The organism is Pseudoteredinibacter isoporae (assembly GCF_011602085.1).
Classification (GTDB): Bacteria; Pseudomonadota; Gammaproteobacteria; order Pseudomonadales; family Cellvibrionaceae; genus Pseudoteredinibacter; species Pseudoteredinibacter isoporae.
The window spans coordinates 1051418-1074083 of record NZ_JAAONY010000002.1; the positions used below are offsets into that span (position 1 = coordinate 1051418).

General features: G+C 51.2%; 20 protein-coding genes. 17 read left to right on the forward strand and 3 right to left on the reverse strand.

The features are described from left to right. Positions 1-155: 155 nt before the first annotated feature. Complete coding sequence (locus G8768_RS13170) at positions 156-365, forward strand: cold-shock protein (RefSeq protein WP_166846015.1); 210 nt, start codon at positions 156-158, stop codon at positions 363-365. 82 nt (positions 366-447) lie between these two features. Here the strand turns inward: G8768_RS13170 and purU are convergent, their stop codons facing one another. Next, positions 448-1323, reverse strand: coding sequence for a formyltetrahydrofolate deformylase (purU, locus tag G8768_RS13175; RefSeq protein WP_166846013.1), 876 nt, complete (start codon positions 1321-1323; stop codon positions 448-450). A 258-nt stretch (positions 1324-1581) separates the two neighbouring features. Between purU and G8768_RS13180 the strand changes: the two genes are divergently transcribed. The 14 genes from G8768_RS13180 to G8768_RS13245 all read left to right on the forward strand — a co-directional run bounded on the left by G8768_RS13180 (position 1582) and on the right by G8768_RS13245 (position 17556). Further along, positions 1582-2862 (forward strand): tetratricopeptide repeat protein, encoded by a 1281-nt coding sequence (locus G8768_RS13180; protein WP_166846011.1) that lies wholly within the window; start codon positions 1582-1584, stop codon positions 2860-2862. A gap of 115 nt (positions 2863-2977) precedes the next feature. After that, on the forward strand, positions 2978-3988 hold the full coding sequence (locus G8768_RS13185; RefSeq protein WP_166846009.1) for a hypothetical protein: 1011 nt from the start codon (positions 2978-2980) through the stop codon (positions 3986-3988). 20 nt (positions 3989-4008) lie between these two features. Further along, positions 4009-5196, forward strand: coding sequence for a hypothetical protein (locus G8768_RS13190; RefSeq protein ID WP_166846007.1), 1188 nt, complete (start codon positions 4009-4011; stop codon positions 5194-5196). An 87-nt stretch (positions 5197-5283) separates the two neighbouring features. Beyond that, on the forward strand, positions 5284-6765 hold the full coding sequence (locus G8768_RS13195) for an AAA family ATPase (RefSeq protein ID WP_166846005.1): 1482 nt from the start codon (positions 5284-5286) through the stop codon (positions 6763-6765). A 143-nt stretch (positions 6766-6908) separates the two neighbouring features. Further along, complete coding sequence (locus tag G8768_RS13200; protein ID WP_166846003.1) at positions 6909-9005, forward strand: SUMF1/EgtB/PvdO family nonheme iron enzyme; 2097 nt, start codon at positions 6909-6911, stop codon at positions 9003-9005. A 21-nt stretch (positions 9006-9026) separates the two neighbouring features. Then, on the forward strand, positions 9027-9296 hold the full coding sequence (locus G8768_RS13205) for a hypothetical protein (RefSeq protein WP_166845993.1): 270 nt from the start codon (positions 9027-9029) through the stop codon (positions 9294-9296). Between the two features lie 70 nt (positions 9297-9366). Continuing rightward, complete coding sequence (locus G8768_RS13210) at positions 9367-10182, forward strand: MotA/TolQ/ExbB proton channel family protein (RefSeq protein ID WP_166845991.1); 816 nt, start codon at positions 9367-9369, stop codon at positions 10180-10182. Between the two features lie 18 nt (positions 10183-10200). Continuing rightward, on the forward strand, positions 10201-11274 hold the full coding sequence (locus G8768_RS13215; RefSeq protein ID WP_166845989.1) for a VWA domain-containing protein: 1074 nt from the start codon (positions 10201-10203) through the stop codon (positions 11272-11274). Next, positions 11271-12278, forward strand: a complete 1008-nt coding sequence (locus tag G8768_RS13220; RefSeq protein ID WP_166845987.1) for a vWA domain-containing protein — start codon at positions 11271-11273, stop codon at positions 12276-12278. Before G8768_RS13215 ends, G8768_RS13220 begins: the two co-directional genes overlap by 4 nt. Before the next feature lie 120 nt (positions 12279-12398). After that, a complete protein-coding gene (locus tag G8768_RS13225) occupies positions 12399-13136 on the forward strand; it encodes a hypothetical protein (RefSeq protein WP_166845984.1) in 738 nt (245 codons plus the stop codon). Further along, a complete protein-coding gene (locus G8768_RS13230; protein ID WP_166845981.1) occupies positions 13123-13800 on the forward strand; it encodes a hypothetical protein in 678 nt (225 codons plus the stop codon). Before G8768_RS13225 ends, G8768_RS13230 begins: the two co-directional genes overlap by 14 nt. 5 nt (positions 13801-13805) lie before the next feature. Further along, positions 13806-15290 (forward strand): M48 family metalloprotease, encoded by a 1485-nt coding sequence (locus G8768_RS13235; RefSeq protein ID WP_243749497.1) that lies wholly within the window; start codon positions 13806-13808, stop codon positions 15288-15290. Between the two features lie 197 nt (positions 15291-15487). Then, positions 15488-17116: a long-chain-fatty-acid--CoA ligase gene (locus G8768_RS13240; RefSeq protein ID WP_166845977.1), complete on the forward strand. Its 1629-nt coding sequence runs from the start codon at positions 15488-15490 to the stop codon at positions 17114-17116. Positions 17117-17292: 176 nt separating this feature from the next. Continuing rightward, the gene (locus G8768_RS13245; RefSeq protein WP_166845973.1) at positions 17293-17556 is read left to right on the forward strand and encodes a hypothetical protein; all 264 of its coding nucleotides are present in this window, start codon (positions 17293-17295) and stop codon (positions 17554-17556) included. Here the strand turns inward: G8768_RS13245 and G8768_RS13250 are convergent. Next, positions 17553-18758 carry a styrene monooxygenase/indole monooxygenase family protein gene (locus G8768_RS13250; RefSeq protein WP_166845970.1) on the reverse strand — a complete coding sequence of 402 codons (1206 nt, stop codon included), beginning with the start codon at positions 18756-18758 and terminating at the stop codon, positions 17553-17555. The two genes, G8768_RS13245 and G8768_RS13250, sit on opposite strands and share 4 nt — an antisense overlap. A gap of 226 nt (positions 18759-18984) precedes the next feature. Between G8768_RS13250 and G8768_RS13255 the strand changes: the two genes are divergently transcribed. Further along, a complete protein-coding gene (locus G8768_RS13255; RefSeq protein WP_166845967.1) occupies positions 18985-20565 on the forward strand; it encodes a phytoene desaturase family protein in 1581 nt (526 codons plus the stop codon). Between the two features lie 61 nt (positions 20566-20626). On the opposite strand, the gene G8768_RS13260 is transcribed toward G8768_RS13255, so the two are convergent. Continuing rightward, positions 20627-21382, reverse strand: coding sequence for a head GIN domain-containing protein (locus tag G8768_RS13260; protein ID WP_166845963.1), 756 nt, complete (start codon positions 21380-21382; stop codon positions 20627-20629). Positions 21383-21683: 301 nt separating this feature from the next. Between G8768_RS13260 and G8768_RS13265 the strand changes: the two genes are divergently transcribed. Next, a complete protein-coding gene (locus tag G8768_RS13265) occupies positions 21684-22649 on the forward strand; it encodes an AraC family transcriptional regulator (protein ID WP_166845959.1) in 966 nt (321 codons plus the stop codon). Positions 22650-22666 lie beyond the last annotated feature (17 nt).

Genomic DNA, 22666 nt, shown 5'->3' on the forward strand with positions numbered 1-22666 from the left:
TAAGGTGCGAGTACGTAAAAATTGGTGAAAGCGATTCGCTGTAGTTCATTCGCCTGTCGTTTTTACATGAATCCAGCCAATCCAGGTTGGTAAATGCCTCAATGATTGAGGCCCTGGATCCGCAGAAGCGGAGCAACACGAAGAAAGAGAGAGATATGTCCAGTCCAGTTGAAGGAACCGTTAAGTGGTTCAACGATGAAAAAGGCTTCGGCTTTATTGAGCAAGAAAGCGGTAAAGATGTGTTCGTTCATTACAGTGCAATTGAAGGTTCAGGGCGACGCACCTTGCAAGACGGCCAGCGCGTAAGCATGGTTGTTACCCAGGGCGAAAAAGGCCCACAAGCAGAAAACGTTGTTCCGCTTTAATTCAGCTGGATATACATCGTTTAAAAACGATTGGCGCCCTGTCCCAGACACGGCGCCTTTGTTTATATAGCTTTTCTATTCACTAACGGCTAAAGACCACGGTCTTGTTGCCATTAGGCAGAATTCTTTGTTGAGCAAACCAGCGTACTGCTCGACCCAGCACCCTTGACTCTATATCCCGGCCAATTTCAACCAACTCTTCCGGTTCATTAATGTGGCTGACCCGCTCAACATCCTGCTCAATGATCGGCCCTTCATCTAAATCTTCAGTGACAAAATGCGCCGTTGCACCAATCAACTTTACGCCGCGAGCGTAAGCTTGATGATAAGGCTTGGCACCTTTAAAACCCGGCAAAAAGGAATGGTGGATATTAATCGCGCGCCCTTTTAAAGCGTCGGTCATATTTGATGACAAAATCTGCATGTAGCGCGCCAGCACCAGTAGATCCACATCCTGATCGTCAATCAATTCCAGGATCTGGGCTTCCTGCTCAGCTTTGTTGTCCGGACTGACGGGCATATAGTGATAAGGAACGTCATACCACTCAACCAACTCACGCATATCTTCGTGATTGGAAACCACCGCAACAATGTCCACGGGCAAACTGCCACGCTTCCAGCTGTTGAGCAAATTGTTCAAGCAGTGCCCCCATTTGGATACCGCAATAACAATGCGTGCGCGGCGATGAACATCACACAGCGACCACTGCATATCATAACGCTCTGCAACGGCCTTGAATGCGGATTTAATATCGCCCAGGGGTTTGGCGCCTTCACTGGCCTCAAACACGGTACGCATAAAAAAGCGCTTGCTGTGAACATCTTCAAACTGGGAAGACTCACGAATATTAAAGCCTTGCAAGGCAAATAGATTGGCAACAGCGGCAACAATGCCGGGCTTATCATCGCAACTTAAGGTTAAAACGATTTCGGATACGTGATTGGATTGTTGAGTCATTGTTAATTTCTTAATATATCAGCAGACGTTCTGTCTCAATTTCTAAAGTACAGCGCCGCTTTGATTTGCTATAGTGCTAGTGCGCCCGGGTTTTACATCGGATGCTGCTAACAACAGGATTCCTGCAAAAAGAACAAACATCGTGACCTCAGTGGGATATCTATGAGCGGCACCTATTGTAGAGTACCCCTGAGTAGCACCCGTTGTACTTGTAGCACCTGTAAAGCGTACCAGTGAGGATTAGCGATGACTTGTCTCATGCCAAGCAAAACAGGCCCCTTATCTCGATTGCTCTTATGCAGCCTATTGTGCTCGGCCGCTAGCCTAGCATATTCTGAAGTCGAATTTGCCAATGAGACGGCAATTGAAGACAAACAAACCACCAGCGACACCGTCGAAACACCCGAAAATAAGCAAGAACCCCTTCCGACCGGTGCCGAACTGCCACTTCCCGCCGAAGCCAAAGCGCAGCTCGATGAACTCGAAAACCGTCTGGCAACACTCCATGAGGAATCCGGTAATTTTTCGATTGCCAGCGGTGAAGTACTTCTGGAAATGGCAAAGGTTTATCAAGGCGCCAGACAATACGAAGAAGCCGGCAAGCTCTTGCGTCAGGCAATGCAGGTTCAAAGAATTAACCACGGACTCTACAGCGAACAACAAATGCCAGCGGCCAAACTCCTGGTTGAAAATCTGGTCGCTGCCGGTCAGTGGAGCGATGCCCGAGAAAAACAGGAGTTTCGCCACTGGCTCGCCAATCGTTACCTCACAGAAAAACCGGATGAGCATTTAAAAATGCTGCTCAGTCTGGCTCAGTGGCAACTGCATGCTTATGTCTTTACCGGGCGCATTGACGATTCCCATGTTGCCGCCGCTCAAACTTTGTACCAGCAATATTTTAAAATATACAAAGAGCAGTCCGCACACCCTCACGATCAGGAAGACTTGGCAAAGGTGTTACAAGGTTTTATCGCCAGTAACTATTTTTTATTGAAAAACAGAGAAAAAGAAGGCAGCAGCGGCTTCTCTGTTGTCGCCGGCCCAAATGATCCCCAGCTGCAGCAACAGCAGGAGCTGGAAGCCTTGCGCAGCAGTGTGTTTGTCAGCGGAAAAAAAGTTTTGAAAAGCATGCTGACCGAGGCCAGCAATGACAAGGAAAAAATAAAACAACTGACACTCAGCGGCGATTGGTTTTTACTGTTCGGAAAATTTAATACTGCCCGAAAACTGTATCTGGAAGCTCGAACCCTGGCGAATGCGGAAGGCATGCCTCCCCTGTTTCAGTCTCCAGTGGTTATTCCTGAATTGCCCGAATGGGAAGAAACCTTCACTCCAGGCCATGAACGCGCGCACATTATCGCCACCTTTGATATTGGCCGGGACGGCAGTGCCAGAAACATTCGGCTGGAAGAAAGCCATACAAAACTCAGGGGCAAAGTAAAACGGCAACTGCGTAAAACCCATTTTCGTCCTGCACTCAATGAGGACGGCCGTTTTGTAATCAGTCGTGATGTTCAGCAAAGCTTTAGCTTTCCATAATAGTATGGGCATCAGAGTGTTATTTATTGCCAATCGCATCAGGTAAACAGGGGAACTTGCCCAGTCGTACAGACTCCAATTCCCATGGTCTAATTGCCGCCAGACGAGTTCGATTATGAAATTAACAACAGCAAGAAAATTCCCTCGCAAGGCCGGGCCCGCCCTGTTGGCGATCGCCCTGAGCTTTTCACTGGCCGCCTGCAAGACCCAATCAACCAGCAGCCAGAGCCCCAGCGGTATTCCGGCCAGCAAACCACCATCCAGCAGCTCCCCGTCAAGCCCTTCACCCTCGGGCAGTTCAGGCTCTCAAAGCTCGAGCCAGAGCAGTAACAAGGGCTCGACCCAAAGTTCCTCCAGTCAAAGCTCAAGTAACAGTCCAGGTGGTAGCCAGGGTGAACGATCCAGCGAAGCTAACCCTGGAGGCAGCCCGGGTGCTCCTCAACCAGGCGCCTCCCAAGCCGGCGGGCCGAATGACAATGGCGACAGTGCTGGTGAACCCGGCGCTGAAGGCGAATCCGTTGAAGTACTCGACAGCCCCTATTACGATCAATACGACCCGACCAGCGATACCGGCGCGGACGTTTCCCAGGAGGGCACCTCCCCATCCGCCCGCTCCCAACAGGACGATGTCAGCTTTGATGAATCCCAGGGAGGCGGCGGCACAGCAGGGCAATCTAACGCGGAACGCCAAGCCAGCCTGGAAGCCGAGCTGGAAGGTTCCTTTGGCCGCTATGACGGGATGATTTTACGCGAGCGAGATAAAGTACTCGCCGAAGGCGCCAGCCGTGGCGCTGAAGACCAATTGGAACAAGAAGCGCCTGGCTTTGACGGCGAAGGCGGTTCCGAAGGTGGCGGCGGCAATCCTTATGGCGATCCCAAAACCCAAGCCGGCGGTCGCCAGCAGGGCGAAGAAGGTGATGGCCAGGCCCCGAATGAATCTCCCGAACAGGGCGGCGCTCCCGGAGCCCCTTCGGGCAACAATCTGCCAACCGTCCCTGACGATATTCCCGATGGCAGTGATGACGATATCGTCGCCCGCCAGATTCGCGAAGCCGCCATGGCCGAGAAAGATCCCAAGCTGCGCGAAAAACTGTGGGAAGAATACCGTAAATACAAACAACGATAAGACCAACACGGGAAAGTAATATGCAGTCGTCAAACAAGCCACGGACTCTGGTGACACTCCTGCTATTGAGCCTGTTTCTGAGTGCCTGTGCCTCTCATACGGTGAAAACAACACGCTATGTACAGCTGCAACAGGAAACCGCCGAGATCCCTGAAAACCAGCTGCTCGATGTCGGTGTCGAACTGCTCGATCCAAATCTCGAACAGATTGAAGAAGACGACAGCCTGGTCTTCGCCGAAGTGCGCAAAGCGGAATCCCATTATATGGCCGGGCATATTCGCGATGCCCTGCAAGCCAGCTCAGCCTGGGGCGCGGTGCGCTTGATTCCCAATCAGGGCACATTAGTGGATGTTCAAATGAGCGGTCGCATTTTACATTCCGATGGCGAAACGCTGGAAATGGCCATCAGCGTAAAAGACATCACCGGTCGCAAATGGTACGACAAAGACTACAAAGCCGTCGCTAGTCGCTACGCTTATCGCCGGGAAACGGCCAGCAAGGCCGATCCCTTCCAAACACTCTACCACCAGATCGCCAATGATCTTTTGCAGTATCGCAAACAACTGGAGCCGGAGTATTTGCGCCGCACACGATTAATCGGTGAACTGCGCTTTGCAGAAAGTTTTGCACCGCAATCTTTTGGCGGTCAGCTGCAACAGGATAAAAAAGGCATCTACCATATCGAACGCCTACCCGCCGAAAACGATCCAATGCTGGAACGCGTACGCACGATCAGGGAGCGTGATCATCTGTACATCGATACCCTGCAGGATTTTTACGGCAGTTTTATTCAACAAATCGATGGCCCCTATCGAGATTGGCGAAAGCAAACTTATTCCGAGGTGATTAACCTGCGGGAAGTCAAAGAATCCGCACGAAACCAAACCATTGCCGGTATTGTGTCTGTACTCGCAGGCATTGCCGCCGCCACCAGTAATAACCGGGCCGTACGCACTGCAGGTGGTGTGGCCATCGGCGGTGGAGGTTATTTAATTAAGGAAGGCTTTGGCAAACGTGCGGAAGCCGATATGCACAGTGAAACCATCCGCGAGTTGGGCGATTCACTTGAGGCCGCCATTCAGCCTCAGGTGATCGAACTTGAAGATCGCACCATCACCCTAAGTGGCTCTGTTCAACAGCAGTACGAGCAGTGGCGCCAGATCCTGAGAGAACTCTACGACGTAGAAAATGGCAAACTGGCCATGTAAAGTTAGAGCATTCACCCGGGGCCAGGAAACAAGCAATAGTTTGTTCCCCGGCCCTAATTCCAGGCTTCAATAGAACTAAAGACATTCATGCAAAATCAAGACAAGCCACAATTTGCCAGTTTGCAAAAGGAACGAGGTCAGGGCCTCTTTGCAAAAAGACGTTTTATTATCCCTACCCTTTCCGTTCTCGCCCTCCTTCTGATCGCCGTCGTCTTTTGGTTACCCGATAGTGTCGACCAGCAGGAAGTCGCGGTAGACACCCCAAGCAGCGAAGCCGCAGATCCCCAGAAAAAAGTGCTCAAACAATCCCCCTGGCAAGATGCCCAACTGGGCAAACAACGTCGGGCTGCTCAGGATATCCTGGCCAAGCTTCTGGAAAGCCAGGAAAGCCTGGAGACCCAACAAGTCCTGCAATGGGGTGAAGATCGCTATCAACAAGCCGCCGAGTTTGCCAAAGAAGGCGATCAATACTATCGCCAACAGGAATTTGAACTGGCGATGAGCCAATATGAAAGCGCCTTGCAAGTCATGGAGCAATTACTGGATCAGGTTGACGAGGTGTACGCCCAGCATATGGAAAGCGCCCAACTCGCGCTTGAGAAACAAAACCTTGAACAGGCCAAAAACGACGCCTTAATTGCAAGCAACCTGGAAACCAGTCTGGCGAGCCATAAGAGCGACGCAGAAAGTCTATTGCAACGCATTGAGGTCGCCGATGAAGTATACGACCTGATTCGCAAAGGCCGACGCTTCGAACGCCAGCAGGATTGGACCAATGCACAAAGCCTCTATCAACAGGCCCAACAACTGGACCCTGAAAACCAGACCAGCCAGGAAGCGGTTGAACGCGTTGCCAATGCCATCGTCGAAAAAAACTACACCGAGGCCATGAGCCAGGGCTATCAGGCCCTGGAAACTCAGAATCACTCAGAGGCCGAACGCTGGTTTAAGAAAGCACGGCAAATTAAACAAGGAGATAGCTCGGCAGCCTCGGCACTCAGCGAAGCCAAAACCGCCAAGCTGCAAGCGACAATAAAGCGTAAACTGGCGTCGGCAGGCAAAGCAGCCAGCCGTGAAAACTGGCAAGCTGCGGTCGATCTCTATCAACAGGTACAAAAACTGGCCCCAGCTGAAGTCTCGGCAAAAATCGGTTTGATTGAAGCGCAGGCCCGACTGCAATTGGATCAACAGCTTTCGGGTTTTCTGGAAAAGCCGGAAACCTTACAAGACAGCACCATACAAAGCCGGGCCAAGAACGCTCTGGATGATGCAGCCAAGCTGAACAGCTCGGATGAACGTCTCAATGAACAGCTCGCCGAACTCAAGGTGGCCTTGATTAAAGCCCAAACTCCGGTAGCAATTACCTTCCGCTCAGATGGGCAAACCGAAGTTCGCCTGCTGCGTCACGAGAACCTGGGTTTATTTTCTCAAATTCGCCGAGACCTGCCCCCCGGACGATACACGCTGCTGGGACAACGAAAAGGCTATCGAGATGTACGAGTGAATTTTGAAGTTCATCTCAATAAAAGCAACCCACCCATAGAAGTGGTTTGCCAGGAAATCATTTGAAACACCCGAGACCAGGATAAACGGATCTACACTTTACACCCGCTCGCCATGACGCTTTCGACCTTGGTGTAAAAACGTATTTGCATTGGTCGTTGTATTAATCGCGTGTTTGTAAGCAAAACACATTGTGCCAGGACACTGACTTGAACGATAACAAGCCATCCCAAAACTCCGCCAAGGAGTTGTTCAAACCCATTCAACATCAGCCCCGCTTCAGCCGTGGCCGAAAGATATTGATTGCGGTTTTTCTGATTCTGAGCCTGATACTTGCCTGGTTCCTCAGCTCGGCGAACGCAATATTAATCCGCCCCGAGCCCGGCTATGCACAAACCCACATCAAACATTGGCTGAAACTGCCCTTTGGCCAGGATGTCTTAATGCTACCCGGCAAGTATCAGGTAGAGGCCCAGGCACCTGGTTACTACCCTTACAGTGAAGAATTTGAGCTCGGTGATGACAACCTGGAATTGAATATCGTCATGACAAAGCTGCCAGGAGATTTGCAACTGCGCATCAGCGATTCCTGGCAAGGCCAGGAGATTGTCGAAGCCGCCAAAGCCATTCTTAAAAACGATACCGATGAGCATGAGGCCGTGTTTGAAAACGGCTATTGGTTTTTTGATGAAATCCCGGCCGGTAATTACCTGCTTCAAATTGCGCACCCATTCTATCTCGCCAAAGAACAGGCTTTTGAAATTAAAGGAATGGCAGAAACCCAGAAACTCAATGTCTCACTGGATGCAAACTACGGCCTTCTGAAGGTCCAACACGAAAACGAAGGTGCACAGCTGCGGCTCAATGACACGCTCTTCAACGACAGCACTCAAGCAATGCCATTGACGATAGGTGATTATGACGTCTGCCTAGAACTGGAAGGTTTTAAAACCCAATGTCAGTGGGCAGAGTTGCTGGCTCAACAGGAAGTGACATTGGCGTTCGAGCCTCTTTTGCCGGCGGACGCCAGTTTAAAACTCAGCTCCAACCCAAGCGGCGCAAACGTCACAATCAACGGACAATTTAGAGGGCAAACACCCCTGAACATTGCCTTAGCGCCTGGAGAGTTGCAGAAAATCAAACTGTTTAAAGATGGCTATCAGCGCTTTAGCCAAAACCTTACCCTGCAAGAAAAAGAAACCAAAAGCCTACACGCAAGACTCAATGCCCAGCTCGGCCAATTGAGTTTTCGCTTGCAGCCCGGCAACACCAAAGTATTTGCTGGAAACAAACGTCTGACATTGGACAAACAAGGTCGAATTAAATTACCCAGCCACCCTGTCACCCTGCGTTTTGAAGCGCCCGGCTTTGCCAGCCAGAGCCGCCGGGTAACCCCAAGCCAGAGCCGCCCATTAAAACTGGATATCAAATTGCTGACTCTGGAACAGCAGAAATTCGCCAATCTGAAAAACGAGTATCGCAGCAAGAATGGCCAACTGCTAAAACTCTTTAAACCCAATGCACAGTTCACCATGGGGGCTTCCCGCCGGGATCAAGGGCGCCGAGCCAATGAGATCCAAAGGCGTATTAAACTGGATAAGGCGTTTTATCTGGCAAGCCATGAAATCAGCAATAAGCAGTTTCGCGAATTCAAGCAGAATCATAATTCCAATCACAGCAAGGGTGTCAGTCTGAATAACGACAGCTACCCCGTGGCCAATATCAGCTGGCAGGACGCAGCCCTTTACTGCAACTGGTTGTCAAAGAGGGAAAAGTTAAACAATTTTTATAAAGTCAGCCAAGGCAAAGTGGTAGGGTTTAATCCTGAGGCCAATGGCTATCGCTTACCAACCGAAGCGGAATGGGCCTGGGCCGCGCGCTATGAGAATGGCAAGATGAAAAAATACGCCTGGGGTGATCGCATGCAGCATTCTGCCAATAAAGCCAACTACAATGGTAACTACGCCGATCGCGCCGGCGCCGCCCAAGTGGGCAATATTGTCAACAACTACGATGATGGCTATGCCGCCAGCGCACCCAGCGGCAAGTTTCGCCCCAATAGCAAAGGCCTCTACGACATGGGAGGCAATATGGCGGAATGGGTCAACGATGTATACGGAATCAAAACCGGCTTGAGCCAACAGCAGGAACACAATCCGATGGGGCAACAAACCGGCACTTATCGAGTCATTCGAGGTCCGAGTTGGACCAGCGGAACCATGAGCGATCTGCGCCTGGCCTTCCGCGATTACGGCGACAAAGGAAAACGCCATGTCGGTTTCCGTATTGCCCGCAGTGCTCTCTAAAGTAATTATTGGAGCAAAATTATGTTAGCGCTTATAAAACCCCAAAAACTGTTTCTGAAAACCGCCGCCTTGAGCTTGCTACTTGTCACGGGAATCGCAATGGGACAACAGCAGGACAACAGCAGCGCACAAGATGGTAAGGACAGCGCAGCGGAACAAAAGAAACAAAGCACTGCCAAAACCAAAACGAATGACAAGGCTAAGGCCAAAACCAAAAAAAACAATGAACGTTTTGTTCCCACGGAAGAAATTTCGGAAGACTTGCCGGTGGCCTTTCCGGTCGACATATAAACGAGAGCCGTTCCAATAGGCACATTGTTGCAATGTGCCCTGGAGCCCAACAACAAACAGGATACTCAACATGCGCAGAAACGGTTCTGAATTTCTATTCCAAGTATTTGCCCTGATCATCGCCAGCATAATCGTGCACGCGATCTTCGTCACCGTGATTCGCCCCAATGCCGACGCTATTTTGCAGGCCCAGGCGGCCATGCAGGCCAGTGGCCAAACCGTTGTGGTAGAACGATCGCTTTATGTGGTTCTACGGGATTATGAACAGGAAGCCTGTTTTATTTTGATGTTCTGGGCACTGTCGATCATGGCCTTTAAGGCCTGGCAAGGTCGTAAAGAACGACAGTTTCTGCAACTGGATCTATTGGATATCAGCGAGAACTCGGCCATTCGTGTGGAAGATTGCGATCGCTTAATTGACCCACTACAGCGTTTGCCTAACGAGCAGCAACGCTATCTCCTGCCTCGGGCGCTTCTGCAAGCCCTCAGACGATTTGGTTCCAGCCATACGATGGCGGATGCGGCAACGGCGGTAAAAGAGGCCTGTGAAACCGAATCAGATCGTCTGGATGCCGAACTGGCTATGGTTCGCTATATCGCCTGGGCCATCCCGTCCATCGGCTTTATCGGTACCGTGCGAGGTATTGGTGAAGCCTTGAGCCAAGCCCATAAAGCCGTTGAAGGCGATATCGTCGGCGTCACCGTAAGCCTCGGCGTTGCCTTTAACTCGACCTTTATCGCCCTGGTGATCAGCATCGTTATTATGTTCTTTACCCATCAATTGCAATTGATGCAGGAACGTCTGGTGCTCGACACCCAGGACTACTGCGACACCCATCTGCTGCGCAATTTGCAGTTGGGCCAACGTGAACAATCGCCCTCTTAAGTAGGCAAACGGTTAGCCATGGCTCGCAAGCGCAAGTTCACAACCTTTAACTTATCCTTCCTGGATATCATGTCCTGCGGCTTTGGCGCCGTAGCCTTGATTTTTCTTATCATCAAACACGACATTGATCGCCAGCAACTGGAAAATCCTACCGAACTTAGCGCCGAAGTGAATATGCTCAATGAGGATATCCAAGCGGCCAAGGATTTGCGCGTACGGGCACGTAACAGTGTGTCGGATATTGATCAACAATTGCTGCAAGCTCAGGGGCTTGCACGACAGATCAATGAAGATATTAAAGCCACTCGCACTCGCCTGGCGGACCTCGGCACTTCCGACGAAGCGACGCTCGATCAACTCAAAAAAGAAATTCAAAGCCTCCAGCAGCGTAAACAGGAACTCGAAGAAGAAAACGAGCGCGGCAATGATCTGCGGGAGATTACTGGCCAGGGTAACCGCCAGTATTTAACCGGCCTGAAACTGGGTGGTCAGCGCATTGTGATTCTGCTGGACGCCTCGGCCAGTATGCTGGACGAAACGCTGGTTAACATTATTCGCCGCCGAAACATGAGCCCCGAACAGCAAAGAGCAGCAGCAAAATGGCAAAGAGCGGTGGCTACCGTAGAATGGCTGGTCGCTAAATTTCCCGTCAATAGCCAGTACCAGATTTATACCTTTAATACTGAAGTTAAACCGCTGCTGCCCAATACCAAAAGCCAGTGGTTGGCGGTCAGTAATCGTCGCCAGCTACAGCAGGCGCTGGACGCCCTTGGCGATGTCACCCCCAGCAAGGGCACCAGCCTGATCAAAGCATTCAGCAGCTTGGGGGAATTTCGCCAACTGCCCGACAATGTCTTTTTAATCACCGACGGCTTGCCCACTCAGGGCAAAAGCCCACCGAGAGGAAAAACCATCGACGGTAACGGCCGTATGCGCTTGTATAATCAGGCGGTCGGTGCACTGCCCCGTGGTATTCCCATGAACATTATTCTCGCCCCAATGGAAGGCGACACATTAGCCGCTGCAGCCTATTGGCAGCTCGCCCAACGCAGCAAAGGCTCGTTTATGAGCCCATCGAAGGATTGGCCATGAGTAGCTCCAGACGTCGTGATCGCCAAGGTGAAGATTTTAATGTCTCGTTTCTGGACGTTATATGCTGCGGCTTTGGTGCCATTGTTCTCCTACTGATGATTACCAAGACCTCGTTGCCCGGCGCGCTGGAAGTCAGCGAAGTTCAGCAGCAGGGGCAATTGAAAAAGCTGCAACAGGAACTCTTCGAGATTCGCGGTGAAACCCGCATTTTAAATCGAGATTTGAACGCCAAAACCGAACAACTGGATGAAGAAACTCTTCGTCTTGCGATTTTAAAATCCAGACGCCAAAAACTGGAAAGTGAGTTAGTGGAACTGGCCAACGCATCCGCCGCCGACGATAAAATTCGCGCTCGCCTGGAACTGGCCCGTCAGGATCTTAACGAGGAAATGGAACGCCTCCTCGGTCGCGACCATCAATCCAAAAACAGTCTGGTCGGTGGTATTCCGGTCGACAGCGAATACATTATTTTTATCATCGACACCTCAGGCAGTATGTACAATTACGCCTGGCCGCGAGTCATTGACGAACTGATTGCCACCCTGAATATTTACCCCAAAGTCAAAGGCATTCAGGTGATGAACGATATGGGCAATTATATGTTCAGCAGCTATCGCGGCCAGTGGATTCCCGATTCCCCTTCCCGTCGCAAAGCGATTATCAAACGGTTGCGAAGCTGGAACCCATTCAGTAATTCCAGCCCTGTCGAAGGTATTCAAAATGCCATTCGTCGGTATTATGCCCAAGATAAGAAAATCAGTTTGTATGTTTTCGGAGATGATTTTTCCGGTGGTTCGATCCGCCGGGTGCTCAAAACCGTAGAAAGACTGAATGCCGGCGACAGCACGGGTGAACGTCGTGTACGCATCCACGCTGTGGGCTTCCCGGTGCTGTTTAGCCAGCCAGTCAGCGAGCAACAAAGTGCCTATCGTTTTGCAGCCCTGATGCGCGCCCTGAGTTATGAGAACGGAGGCACTTTTGTAGGTCTAAACGATTATCGATAACTCTGTAACAAAGTCGAAACAAGATTCAAAATAACAATAACAAAGCCAGACAAGAAAAATGAATTGTGCTATTAATAGAGCAAAGGAAGGGTATCTCTATATGGTGGAGCAGAGTGATTCATGAAGTCCAATAGTGCCGTACCCATACTGTGCCTTCTTAGCCTTGCGCTAACGGCCTGTAACAGTCAATTGACCGTCAAGGGGCAGTTCCCAAGCCCTTTGTCCAGCCCTATGCCTCTGCACGCTGCAGCCCATTACAGCCCGGAGCTGCTCGCGCATAACTATACGGAAAGCAGCGACGACCGGGACAAATGGGAAATCCAGACCGGTTCTGCACAGCAAGCATTCTTCGACACTCTGCTTCCCGCCCTCTTTCAGCAATGGGCCGGACAAAGTCCCGACCCGGAATCGGAATCATTTCAGCTTCCCGGTGTCGATATTGTTATCAAGCCGAACCTGAGCGATTTTCAATACAGCTTGCCACGGGAATCACGCAGCAAAATTTTTGAAGTCTGGATGAAATACAACATGCAGCTGTATCAAGGTGATGGGCAGCTGCTGGCCGACTGGTTTGTTACCGCCTACGGCAAAACGCCTTCCGGATTTATGCAATCCGATGAGGATGCCATGAATGAAGCGATTGTTGTTGCCTTACGTGACCTGGGTGCCAACCTCACCTTGAATTTCGCACGTGTTCCAGAACTGCGAGACTGGATGGAACGACGAAATAACCCCTCCGCTGAATTTACGCCACGCACACCGGAAGAAACAACTCTCAAAAAAGAAGCTGCACATGAACTCCCGGAACCAAAGGAAAAAGAATTAAAGAAAGAGGAGGCAAAACATGAAAACTCCTAAGCTTTTTATCACGCTGTTTTCCTTTGCCGCCTTGAGTGCCTGCACCTCAGTAACCATCGACGAATACCAGAACGCCCAAGCGGAACTCGGTAACAACGATCGCATTGTGGTACTCGGAAGACGCCACTCTCCCGAGTACGAAACCGAACCCGATTTGATCAGCTGCGTGGCCAAAACCATCGCATCCAACAACAGCGGTGTGACGGTGATACCCGAGAAACAATTTGTCGACGAACTCTATCCCTGGTTTGAACCGCGCATGGCGCCCATGCAACCCAAGCGTCTGGCTACACTCATTAAAGAACCCAAATTGAAAGAAAAAATTAATGATTTTAATTTGCGCTATCTGGTCTGGGTCGATGGCAACACCCAAACCACCAACTCCAGTGGTTCCGTAGGATGCGCCATTGGCCCGGGTGGTGGCGGTTGTTTCGGTTTTGGCAGCTGGGATGAAAAATCCGATTACGAGGCCTCAGTCTGGGACTATCAAAAGCAGAGCCTTGTGGCCAAAGTCAGCGCCGATGCCAAAGGCACCAGCTACATGCCAGCACTGGTGGTTCCCATTCCCTTGCTAGCCCGAGTCCAGAGCAATGCCTGTAAAGGTTTGGGGTCCCAGTTACGAGAAATCTTTATTTCCGGTTCACCGGGCGACGCACAGGAGTAAAACCGATGCTCAATACGATGTACAAAAAAATCGGTCTTGGTCTGGCGATCAGCTGTGGAATGCTTCAACTCTCTTCCTGCTCTGTAAATCCCGCCACTGGCTCAGCCGATGTGGTGTTCAGTTCGGAAGCCAGCGAAATTAAAAAAGGCCGTGAAGCCCACGAAAAAATTCTGGAATCCACGCCGCTGTATCAGGACGAGAAACTTAATGCCTATGTGAATGGCATTGGCCAAAAGCTTGCGGCAGTGAGTGACCGACCCGATATTGAATACCAGTTCTTTATTGTCGACAGCCCTCAGGTGAACGCCTTTGCCCTGCCCGGTGGGTATATCTATATCAATCGCGGCTTGATCGCCTTTTTGGAAAACGAAGCCCAACTGGCCGCCATTCTCGGTCATGAAATCGCCCACGTTACCGCTCGCCATGCAATCCGTCAGGAAAGCGCCAAAGCCGGCGCCAAGACACTGTCGATCGTGTCGGCTATATTGACCGGCAGCGCGGAAGTGGGAGAAGCCGCCGGGCTTTACGCTACTGCAGCGGTGAGCGGATATGGTCGGGACATGGAGCTGGAAGCCGATGGCTTTGGCGCCAAGTATCTCAGTGCAGCGGGCTACCCGGCCAAAGCCATGTTCGAGGTGATTGGCATTCTGAAAGACCATGAGGTCTACCAAAAGAGGCAGGCCCGTGCTTCCGGACGCAAGGCCGTTTCCTATCACGGAGTATTCTCGACCCACCCGCGCAGCGACAAACGATTGCAGAAACTCATCAACACGGCGAACGCCGACGAAGGTGAGAGCAATACTGCGGAGTTTCGCAAGGCGATAAACGGGATGGTCTTCGGCAATAACAGCGAAGCAACCGTTGGCAGCACCGCTCAGGCCAGTGCCGAATCGGAAGAAAAACCCAAAGAACAGCGTTATCGCCACAGCAGCCTGGGTTTCAGCTTTGCCTATCCCGATGGCTGGACCGTGCAACAACAGAGCAAGAAAATCGAAGTAAAGGATGAGAACGGCGTAAGTCAGCTCAGCATCGGTTTGCAGCGCAATAAAGGCCAGGATATCGAAGGCTGGTTGCGCCAGCATTTCAAGGTCAAACTGCTGCGCCAATCCGAGCCTCTGTATTTAAAAGGCCTCTCCGGCCACAGTGGCATTATCGACGAAGCCTCAAAGGGCCAACAGCGTATTGCCGCGATCAGTAGAGGTAGCTTGGTCTACACCCTCAGCAGTGCCTGGCAGTCGCCCAAGCTGAGCGCTGAGCAAGATAAAGAAGTCATGGATATCATCACCAGCTTCCGACCGGAACGCCGCCAGAGAGCCAGCCAGCCCAATAAGACCCTGCATTTTGTTAAGGCCAACAGCCGCACCCGATTTGACGATCTCGCACGACAGGCTCGCCTGGGACGCAACGGTGCCGACCTTCTGCGGATCATCAATGGCTACTATCCCTCCGGCGAGCCTCGCCCGGGAGACGTTATAAAAATTATTCAGTAGCGGCGTATCTGCACAGCTGAAAACCCCTCTGAGGAAAGCGGCGCAAAATGTAAAACTTTTGCGCCCTGCCATGCTGGCATCAAACAAGTGTTTGAATTTATACTTGAGCCCACACTCCCCAAGGGCAGAATAAAGTGCGAGACTCAAGCTGACCTGGGACCAACAAGCCTTACGAACACAATAAAATGGAGCACCCCATGCAAAGCACGATGATGAATATGCCCCTGAACATTACCTCGGTGATGAACTTTGCGGATAAGGTTTATCCCAATGTTGAGGTCGTGTCGATAACGGCGGACAACCCCCGCCACCGCTACACCTATAAAGACGCTTTCGCCCGCGTGCGCAAGCTGGCCAATGCCCTGGCCAAACTCGGCGCCAAGCAAGGCGATGTGATTGGTACCCTGGCCTGGAACGACTATCGCCATCTTGAGCTGTACTACGCCATCTCCTGTTCGGGCATGGTCTGCCACACCGTTAACCCACGCCTGTTTGATGAGCAGATCGACTACATCATCAACCATGCTGAAGATCAGTGGGTGTTTATCGATGTGGCCTTTGTCGGCACTTTAGAACGCCTGCAAGACAAGCTGTCCGGTGTAAAAGGCTATGTCATCCTGACCGATGAAGCCCATATGCCGGAAACCAGTCTGAACAACGTGCACTGCTACGAAACTCTATTGGCTGGTGAATCCGATCAGTTCGATTGGCCCGAACTGGATGAAAATTCCGCTTCCGCTATCTGCTACACCTCCGGCACCACCGGTAATCCAAAGGGTGTGGTGTACAGCCACCGCTCCACCATCCTGCACTGCTACGCCAGCTCACTGCCCGATGCCTTCGGCCTGTCGCGCAATGACATCACCATGCCGATTGTTCCCATGTTCCATGTGAACGGCTGGGGTCTGGTCTACTCCGCACCAATGAGTGGCGTGAAGCTGGTGATGCCTGGCCCGAAAATGGGTGATGGCGAAACCCTGTGCGAACTGATCAACTCTGAAAAGATTACCTGTTCTGCGGGCGTCCCCACCGTATGGTTGGCCTTGCTGCAATACCTGGAAAAAAGCGGCAAAACCATCGACACCCTGAATCGCGTAACCGTAGGCGGCTCGGCCTGCCCGCTGTCAATTTTCGACGCCTTCCGAGACAACTACAACGTCATCGTGCAGCACGCCTGGGGCATGACGGAAATGAGCCCTCTGGGCACCTATAACCGTGTCAACGACGATGCCCATGAGAAGATGAGCAAAGAAGAATTCGACACCCATCGATTGCGCCAGGGACGTCCAATCTGCGGTGTCGATTTGCGCATTGTCGATGCCGATGGCAAAGAGTTGCCCTGGGACGGTGAATCCTCCGGTGCAGTGCAGGTTCGCGGTCCGTTTATTACCGAGCGTTACCACAAACTGGATACCGGCGGCGCTGAAGATGGTTGGTTTGAAACCGGCGATGTAGCTTTTATGGATCAGGATTCTCTGATGCAGATTACCGACCGCACCAAAGATGTCATCAAGTCCGGAGGCGAGTGGATCTCTTCCATCGAGCTGGAAAACTGTGCGGTTGATCATCCGAAAATTGCCGAAGCGGCCGTGATCGGTGTCTCTCACCCCAAATGGACCGAGCGCCCACTGCTGGTCGCCGTAGTGAAAGAAGGCGAAGACATCAGCAAAGAGGAAATGCTCGACTGGTTTGACGGCAAAGTCGCGAAGTGGTGGATTCCCGCAGACTGCGTGTTCGTGGATGACCTGCCGCACACCGCTACCGGTAAACTCAGCAAAAAAGATTTGCGCGACGACTACCAGAATTTCCAGTGGAGCGATGTCTGAGTTTTTGAAAAACAGGCTTTCAGCCAGCACAAGCAACAACGGGGCCATGCGGCCCGTTTTTTATGTCTAAGGTTTTTATACCCGATCAACGATTGTGGCTCTAGCGCGCCCATGGATTGAAAAAAAACTCAGTTCGTTTACATTGGCTAAAAGCTGAACAAGAACGAGGCAGGCCTTTGGCCCAGACGAAGATACAATGGCATAAATTTCGGGTGATCGGTGTGGTCGAGCAAGGTCAGGGACTGCCCGGCGCCAGACATATCCAACAGAGTGACTCGCGCTGGTATGCGCTGTACTCCCTCGACCTTGAGCCCAGTATTCAGCTGAAAGTACCAGCCCAACTTATCGAAGAAAAAGCCCGCCTCGAAGGCGCCGTTGTTGAGGCCGCGTATGAAAATGGTCAGTTACGCGGCCGTTTTGTGTTGCCGGTCAACGCTTAAGCCCAATTCCCCGCCACGTCCACCTGATTCGGCTCCATAAACCAGGGATAGTAATCACGCGGATCATCAAAGCCATTCACAAAGCGCTGCGCCAGAGCCTCGTCCTCGCCACAAGCCGCTAAAACCTGAACCATTTTTTCTGTCGGTGGCAACAGCAAGGCGTTTGTCCAGGACACTACCCACTGGGCGTAGCTCCAGTATTTATCAAACGTTTTTAACATCCACTTTTCATCAAAAGCCTGCTCTCCGTGGGCGAGAATACTGGCCAGATGAACAGCGACACATTTGCTCGCATTATTCGACCCCTGACCGGTAATTGGATCGTTCAAACAAACCGTGTCAGCAATGCCGTAGGCGATACCACCTGAAGGCAAACGCCCAATCGGGTTTCGGATGGTTGGAGGAAAACGTCCGGCAAGAATACCGTTGTCGTCGGTAAGCTCGATATCCTTGATGCGCTCTAAATCCCCAGGCACAAACTCAGCAATAATATCTTTACTCACCTGTAAATGTTGATCAGGCGAATCTACCCCTTGCCAACAATCCATTGGACCACCGGGCACACCTTCAAAAACCATAATGTCACAAGGACCCGATGTAGTCAGTGCCGGGAAGGTAAAATATTCACCGACACCGGGAATCAAATTGAAATCCACAGCGGAAAAATCGTCACGGGGTTTCATGCCTTTTACATAGGTCAGGCCCAGGGCTCGCATGGGTTTATCAAAACTGGAACGCTGTTGATCGCGGTTAAACATTTTTCCAATATCACCTTTGCCGGACGCAACCATAAGCAGGTCACATTCTTTCGACAGGCGATCCAGATCATTCACGTCCACCTCCTGAATAACCAACTCACCGCCTTGTTCTTCAAAGGCTTTCATCCAGACCGGCATTTTCACTCGCTGGTCGACAGACTGCGCAGGTTTATCCAAACGATGCTGCCATGCGATGGGCGTATCCTTGATTTTAAAACCGATGCCATCCACCCAGGGACAATCCTGATCGAAATAATTGAGATGTAAATCGCGTTCGTTTTGCAAGGCCATATCAAACATGCATTGGCTCGACAAAACCCGGCCCTGCGCAACTTCTTCGGCTGTCTTATTGGTGATGACTTTCACCTCATAGCCGTTTTGCAAAAGGCCAATGCCCAGCTGCAGACCACTCTGCCCTGCACCAATGATCGTTATTTTTCTCATCGCTATTTCCTCTGTTATTCAACGCCGAGTCGATTAAAAAATGACTCAGTAGCTGTTCATGTTTTTTATTTAACGTGGCCCAAGTCGGGAAAACTATGCGCCCTGCGCAGGGCCTGTACAGACCGCGCATAAATCCCGATTCCAGCTTAAATATCGGTTCTTAATTCCGGTGCGCATAGGTATGTTAAACGGCAGAGAATAACGACAACGAATGAGGAAACTTTCTATGCACAGCAGTGATTACATCATCATTGGCAGTGGCATGAATTCATTGGTGTGTGCTGCCCTGTTGGCCAAAGCCGGACATAAAGTTACAGTTCTGGAACGTAATGACCATCTGGGTGGCTGCATTAAAACCGAAGAAATCAGCCTGCCTGGTTTTAAACATGAAGTGTTTTCCGCGGTGCATCCACTGGTGGTTTCCTCACCGGCCTATGCCGAGCTTGGGGAAGATCTACACCGCCTGGGCTTGGAATACTGCAACAATGACAGCCCAACGGGTGTGGTGCTGCCTGATGGCCAAAGCCTGGTATTGCACCGAGACCGAAGCCGCAATATTGCCGCCATGAATGCCCTCAGCCCGGGCGATGGCGATCGCTATCAAGCGGCCATGCAAGCTTTGGAAGAAAAAGCCGAGTTGGTGTTTGGCCTGCTGGGTTCTTCATTGTGGAGTTTTTCAACACTGAAGTTGTTACTGAAATACGGCTGGAAACTGGGCGTACATGGCATGCTCAACTTCGTTGCTGACGCGATGGCCAACACTCGCAGCTGGCTGGAACGCGATTTCAAATCTCCTGTGTCTCGCGCCATGCTCGCCCCCTGGGTACTGCACGCCGGCCTCGGTCCGGAATCGTCCTTCTCAGGATTAATGAATCAGGTGATGGCCTTCAGCATTGAGCAAACGGGTAATCCGGTTGTGAAAGGCGGCAATCAAGGCATTGTCGATGCCTACAAAGCCCTGATTGAAGAACACGGTGGCCAGCTTATTTCCCGACAGGACGTCCGCCATATCGAATTAAAAAACGGCAAAGCGAGCAGTGTCTTGTGCAGCAACGGTGATCGTTTTTTTGCGTCAAACGGGGTGATTGCCAATGTCACTCCCACCGCTCTGTATCAACAGCTGCTCCCCGAAAGTTGTTTGCCCCGCGAAGTCATCGAGCAGGCGGCGGCTTATCGTTATGGCCGCGGCATGATGATGATTCATATCGCAATGGACGAACCCGCTCAATGGCAGGACCCGGCTATGCAGGAGGTGGTTATGCTTCATGTTACGCCAGGTCTGGATGCCGTTTCTAAAGCCGTGACCGAAGCCGATTGCGGACTGATGCCAGACAAGGCTACCATCGTCGTCTGCCAACCTGTCGCGTTGGATCAGAGCCGCGCTCCCGATGGCAAATGGATCTTGTGGATTCAGTTACAGGAAATCCCCCAAACCATCAAAGGTGATGTGCGCCGTACGATTTCCTGCCCGGAAGACGGTCAGTGGAATGAAGAGGTTCGTGAAGCTTATGCCGATCGGATTATTGAGCAGCTCAGCGCCAATATTTTTAACTTAAAATCTGCCATGCTGAAACGTGTGGTTTACTCACCTAAAGATTTAGAAAACGCCAACATCAACTTACTGCATGGCGATGCCTATTCCGGCGTTTGCAGCCTGGATCAGTTTTTATTCTGGCGACCTTTAAAAGCCTTGAAGAATCATCAAACACCCGTGAGTAATGTTTACCATATCGGCGCATCGACGCACCCTGGGCCGGGCTTGGGTGGCGGCTCCGGTTATCTGCTGGCGAAATCCCTGATTGGCTAAACAAAACAAAGGGGGCTGATTGCCCCCTTCCCGATCGACTATGCTTTCACTTCCACCTTATTTAGATGGAACGAACGTCGCCGCTGCCATTGTCGCGAACAGAGACTTTCGGCGAGCCTTTGTAGCGAATATCGCCGCTGCCGGAGACGCCAGCGCTCAGCTCTTCAGAAACGTTCAGCACGATATCACCGGAACCGTTTACCCGCGCCTGGGCTCGCTTGGCTTCCATGTTCAAGGCATCAATATCACCACTGCCGTTGACCTTAATTTTCAGATCTTTCGCGCTGCCGTCAGCAACAATATCTCCGCTGCCATTCACTTCCAGTTGCAATCCACCAACATTCATTTCGTCCAGATTGATATCACCGGAACCATAGATGCGGGCTGCAAAATCCGACATGGGCTCATCACCACGAACGTCGATATCTCCGGAACCATAGACCTTCACGGCTTCCAGTTCAGGTACTTCGATATCAATCTTGGTACCGATGCGTGTGCTGTAGCTCTTGTCACTGCCAATGACCAACGTGTCGCCTTTGATGGTGAAGCTCACATTGTTCAACAGGTTATCGTCGGTGGTCAGGGTTATCTGCTGGGATTTACCCAAGCGGATGGTGACATCAGCGGAGGAATTTAAACGCAGCTTTTCAAAGTCGCCAATATCAATGCTCTGGGTCGATTTATTTCCCGAGCCTTTGATACGACCAGATTCATAAGCCCAATCCTCACCTTCCAGATCCAGATGGATATGACAGGCAGAAAGTGAAACGGCGGCCAGGGCGATAGCGGCAAGTTTTGTACAACGACGTAGTTTCATAAGGTTGTCTCTAGCTCTTCTAATGACTTTTCATTACTGGCTTAGACGAGCCATCCGGCCAAAATGGTTACATCCATCGAAATAAAATTTATCTTACATGTAATTTAAGGCTATAAGTGCCAAGCGCTTAATAACCTTTAGTAACAAAGGAAAAAAATGGCTATTCAAAAAACGCAGGGATTATGCAAAAAACTCCGGATTCCATGATTTCGGTGCCGGGAGAACTGGTCAGGGAGGAATCGGATGGGTATATTGCCAGAATAGCAAAAAAGCCTTAGACAATAATAAGACGGCCGCCGAGATGATCATTTTACCGAAACATGAGCTTTTCCACTCCGACAACCTCGACTATGTGCGAGCCGAGGTGGCCAAGGTCTATTGCGACCACAAGCTGGGCATGGCCCGAGGCAGCCGCCTGAATGCCCGCCACCACCACGCCAAAATGAATAAAATCTCGCTCAACTATATGCGTTACGGCAATGAAGTTGAGATCGAACCCGGTGAATTGGATCGCTTTTTCCTGATACAGCTCCCCCTCAGCGGTTGGGCTGAAATCAATTCTGGCAAACAGAGTGTTATCTCCACCGAACATTGCGCATCGATTCCCTCGCCCAATAAACATTTATCCATGCGCTGGAGCGATAACTGTGAGCAATTGATGGTGCAGATTTCCCGGCAGGCCATTGAACAACAACTCTCTGCGATGATTGCCAGGCCTCTTAATCAACCGCTTGAATTTGATCTACTGATGAAAGGCGAACAACCCAAGGTTCGCGCCTGGTGGCGACTGATTGATTATATGCTGACCGAGTTTGAGTCCAGCTGTCCGATCAGCAGCAGTCCGGCCGCAGAACATATGGAACAGTTGATCATTACCCAGTTGTTACATGCCCAGCAACACAATTACAGCGAGGCTTTGCAGGCAAAGGGGCAATCCATTGCACCGGCCCATGTTAAAAAAGCCGAGGAATACATCCGCAATCACATCACCCAGGCTATCACCATCGATGATCTTGTGCGTGAAACCGGTGTGAGTCCCCGCTCCCTGCACGAGGGCTTTCGCAAATTCCGCGGCCAAAGCCCTCTCAGTTATTTACGCGCGCTTCGTCTGGAACATGCTCGCAAGGATTTGCTGGCAGCAAACGGTGACAGCGTAACTTCTATCGCCACTCGCTGGGGCTTTACTCAATTAGGCCGCTTTTCTGTGACCTACAAAGAGGTCTATGGCGAATCACCCTCAGAGACGTTTAAGAAGGCCGTTTACTGATCGCGGTTTTTCCATTT